The organism is Selenomonadales bacterium (assembly GCA_017442105.1).
GTDB lineage: Bacteria > Bacillota > Negativicutes > RGIG982 > RGIG982 > RGIG982.
Genome location: JAFSAX010000020.1, coordinates 1 through 3,169, shown reverse-complemented (window position 1 = coordinate 3,169; position 3,169 = coordinate 1). Strand labels below are relative to the sequence as shown.

Here is a 3,169-nt window from a genome sequence, read left to right as displayed (position 1 = left end):
TAGACAGAACCGATAAATCGAGTTTTTTATCATAGTTTAAGCGAAATCCGTTCAATACAACTGTTTTATCATTCATTCGTATCACCTTATCCTCTCTTTTTTTCAATAGGTTCGCTATTTTTATTGTACTTGATTTTTTCAGAAAATACCAGCATTTTTCAATCATTTATTCCATTTTGGAAACATTATCTATTTTATTTCGAATAATCACTTTCCAAGCATCATTTTGACCTTGGGAAATACTGCCCGCGCATTATCATAGAAGAAGGCCTGATGGTGCACGCTCGGTACCACAGTTGCCATCAGCTCTTGGTAATCGCCTTGGTTGACGAGTGGCCAATCCGAGCCGTAGAGCATCTTGTCGTATCTGCCTAGGTACTTCGTCCACATGCGGATATAGTCAAGATACGCTTTTTCCTCTTCTGCCATTGCTCGCGCATCGAATCGCCCTGCAAATAGCCCCGACAATTCCAGATAGACGTTCGGATTCTTTCGCGCGACCTGAACGGCGTCAATGATCCAGGGATTGCCTGTATGCGCCATGACGAACCTCACATCAGGAAACTGTACTGCCAGTTCATCGACAGTAAGCGGATGTGCATACTTGAGAAGTGCCTCAGGCAGAGCCGTTTCACCCGTATGGATAACGACAGGCATATCATGCGCACGTGCCAAGTCATAGAACGGATGGTATCGTTTGTCCGCCACATGGATAGGACGATAGCCTGCGTAGACCTTAAGGCCGACCGTTGCGGGAAGTAGCATCGCCTTGTCAAATCTGTCTATCACTTCACTGTCCGACGACGCATTGAGGCTGTCCTCATGGATCCCAAGACACTCTGCAACAGGTATCGCCAGACCTTCAAGCGGCCAGCTTGTCCTAAGCGGTACTGCCGCTGCTTCATCTTCTCCTGCATTGCCCATCGCGATCGCAAGACGAACGCCTGCACGCGCCATTTCTTCTTGCAAGGCTGCCATTGTATTGGCTGCTCCTGCCTCTATCGCAAGCCGCTCAAACGGTTCACAGTCGAAACAATGAATATGTGCATCAATTACGTCCAACCCAATCGCCTCCCATCATTGTCACAATTTTCTTATTTTATTCTATCCGTTTTCCCGTGATGTGTCTATTCACTTTTTCAATTTTATGATAAAATAGAAACGATTTTAATAATCGGAGGTAGCTGAATGTTAAAGATCGGTTGTCATTTATCCGTATCAAAAGGATTCGAAGCGATGGGAAAAGCCGCACTTTCCATCAATGCCAATACATTTCAATTTTTCACACGCAATCCACGCGGCAGCAAAGCAAAAGATATCGACCCTGCCGATATTGAGCGTTTCCTCGCCTTGGCAAAAGAGCACAATTTCGCGACACTCTTGGCACACGCGCCATATACGCTGAACGCTTGCTCCGCCGATGCTTCGACACGCGAGTTCGCATTAGAAACGATGCGCGATGATCTTCGTCGCATGGAATATCTCCCGGGCAATCTCTACAACTTTCACCCCGGCAGTCACGTCAAACAAGGCGCAGAAGTCGGCATCGAACAGATCACCGCACTTCTCAACGCGATCTTGACGCCCGACCAACATACGACAGTTCTGTTGGAAACGATGTCAGGCAAAGGTACAGAAGTCGGCAGAACATTTGAAGAGCTTCGTGCCATCTTAGACGGCGTAACGCTGTCGGATAAGATGGGCGTATGTCTTGACACGTGCCACATCCACGATGCAGGCTACGATATTATCAACGACCTTGACGGCGTACTCGAAGAATTCGACCGCGTGATCGGCCTTGACCGCTTAAAAGCGATCCATCTGAACGACAGTCTTAATGATCGCAGTGCTCACAAAGACCGTCATGCTCGCATCGGTGAAGGTAAGATCGGTGCTGATACACTCATCCGCGTGATCAATCATCCCAAACTGCGTCATCTGCCGTTCTTCCTCGAAACGCCGAACGAACTTGACGGCTACGCAGAGGAGATCGCCTTCCTGCGCGCGAATTATCAAGAATAAGTATCTACAATGACGATTAGGAGGACAAACCTTATGATGAAAAAAACACTTTGCGCACTCTCTCTTTTGTGCTTCAGCACAGTAATGCCTGCACAGGCCGCAGAAACAGTCATCTTAGAAGATGTTTCTGCCGATAAAGTAAAAAAAGTTATCACCGAAGTAGCAACGAACAGCGGTATGACATCACTTCCTGCAGGCGATAACGAATTGATCTTTGAAGTTGATTACAGCGGTACGCTCGATTGGGGTACCGATGCCAAAACACGTCACATCTATCGTGTAGTAGAAACAACAGAAAAGCCGGATCCGGCAATGGATCCGATCAAAAAAACAGAACTCTCGCTTGAACTTCAGCGCGTAGCAAATGTTGGTACGGCTGATGAAAAAGTTTCTGTACTTTCGTGGGAAAAAGTGAAAAAATATCCGAAAAAATATCGTGCTGAAGTAGAAGAAGAAGCAGCCTACACACTCGATTGTCTTCGTCAGCTGAAGATCAGCTACAATGGCGGTTACTGGCTCGGCTTCACACCGGCTCCGCAGATCGAGAATAAACAAGTCTTAGTCGAAGCAGTCGCAGACAAAAGCCCCGCACTTGCGGCAGGTCTTCAAGCAGGCGATGCGATCATTGCCATCAACGGTGAAAAAGTGAAAAAAATGAGCTATGCTTACTTTGATTCGCTTCTCAACCGCACGAATATCGGCGGTGAAGTTCTCACACTCAAAGTTCTCCGCGGTGAAGAAAAACTCGATCTCGTGATCGAACCGATCTTCCTATCCTCTCGCCTTGGCGTAACCGAACGCGATCTTGCGCATGCCGATGCACAATACGAAGCACGCGGTGAAGCACCGATCGCTATGCCGACTGAAGAAGAGATCAAAGCTGCACAAGAAGCATATAACGCACAGCAAGCAGAAGGCACAGCTCCGACTGCCGAAACACCTGCAACTCCTGCAGCACAATAAAATGGAAACTCCTTGCAATTTAAGTGAAAATGCGGTATACTATATTAGTAGCAAGTATTTAGAATTCTTGTTCTAATATTGTTTATCCACGACTCGCTAGCTCAATTGGCAGAGCAACTGACTCTTAATCAGTAGGTTCAGGGTTCGATTCCCTGGCGAGTCACCATTTGCAAACGTAAGACAC

At 47.0% G+C, this 3,169-nt stretch carries 3 protein-coding genes and 1 tRNA gene; 3 read left to right on the top strand and 1 reads right to left on the bottom strand.

Translation table 11 applies throughout. The features are described 5' to 3' along the window. Positions 1-207: 207 nt before the first annotated feature. Positions 208-1,062 (bottom strand): amidohydrolase family protein, encoded by an 855-nt coding sequence (locus tag IJN28_00865; GenBank protein MBQ6712322.1) that lies wholly within the window; start codon positions 1,060-1,062, stop codon positions 208-210. A gap of 126 nt (positions 1,063-1,188) precedes the next feature. Between IJN28_00865 and IJN28_00860 the strand changes: the two genes are divergently transcribed. From IJN28_00860 to IJN28_00850, 3 genes are all read left to right on the top strand, one after another. Continuing rightward, entirely contained in the window at positions 1,189-2,022 is an 834-nt protein-coding gene (locus IJN28_00860) for a deoxyribonuclease IV (protein MBQ6712321.1), read from the top strand. Between the two features lie 33 nt (positions 2,023-2,055). Beyond that, positions 2,056-2,985 carry a PDZ domain-containing protein gene (locus tag IJN28_00855; protein MBQ6712320.1) on the top strand — a complete coding sequence of 310 codons (930 nt, stop codon included), beginning with the start codon at positions 2,056-2,058 and terminating at the stop codon, positions 2,983-2,985. Between the two features lie 90 nt (positions 2,986-3,075). Next, positions 3,076-3,151 (top strand) — tRNA-Lys (locus IJN28_00850). Positions 3,152-3,169: the final 18 nt, after the last annotated feature.

Excerpts from the sequence above, each read along its gene's own strand:
- IJN28_00860 (MBQ6712321.1), top strand. The coding sequence starts at position 1,189 with ATGTTAAAGATCGGTTGTCATTTATCCGTATCAAAAGGATTCGAAGCG.
- IJN28_00855 (MBQ6712320.1), top strand. The coding sequence starts at position 2,056 with ATGATGAAAAAAACACTTTGCGCACTCTCTCTTTTGTGCTTCAGCACA.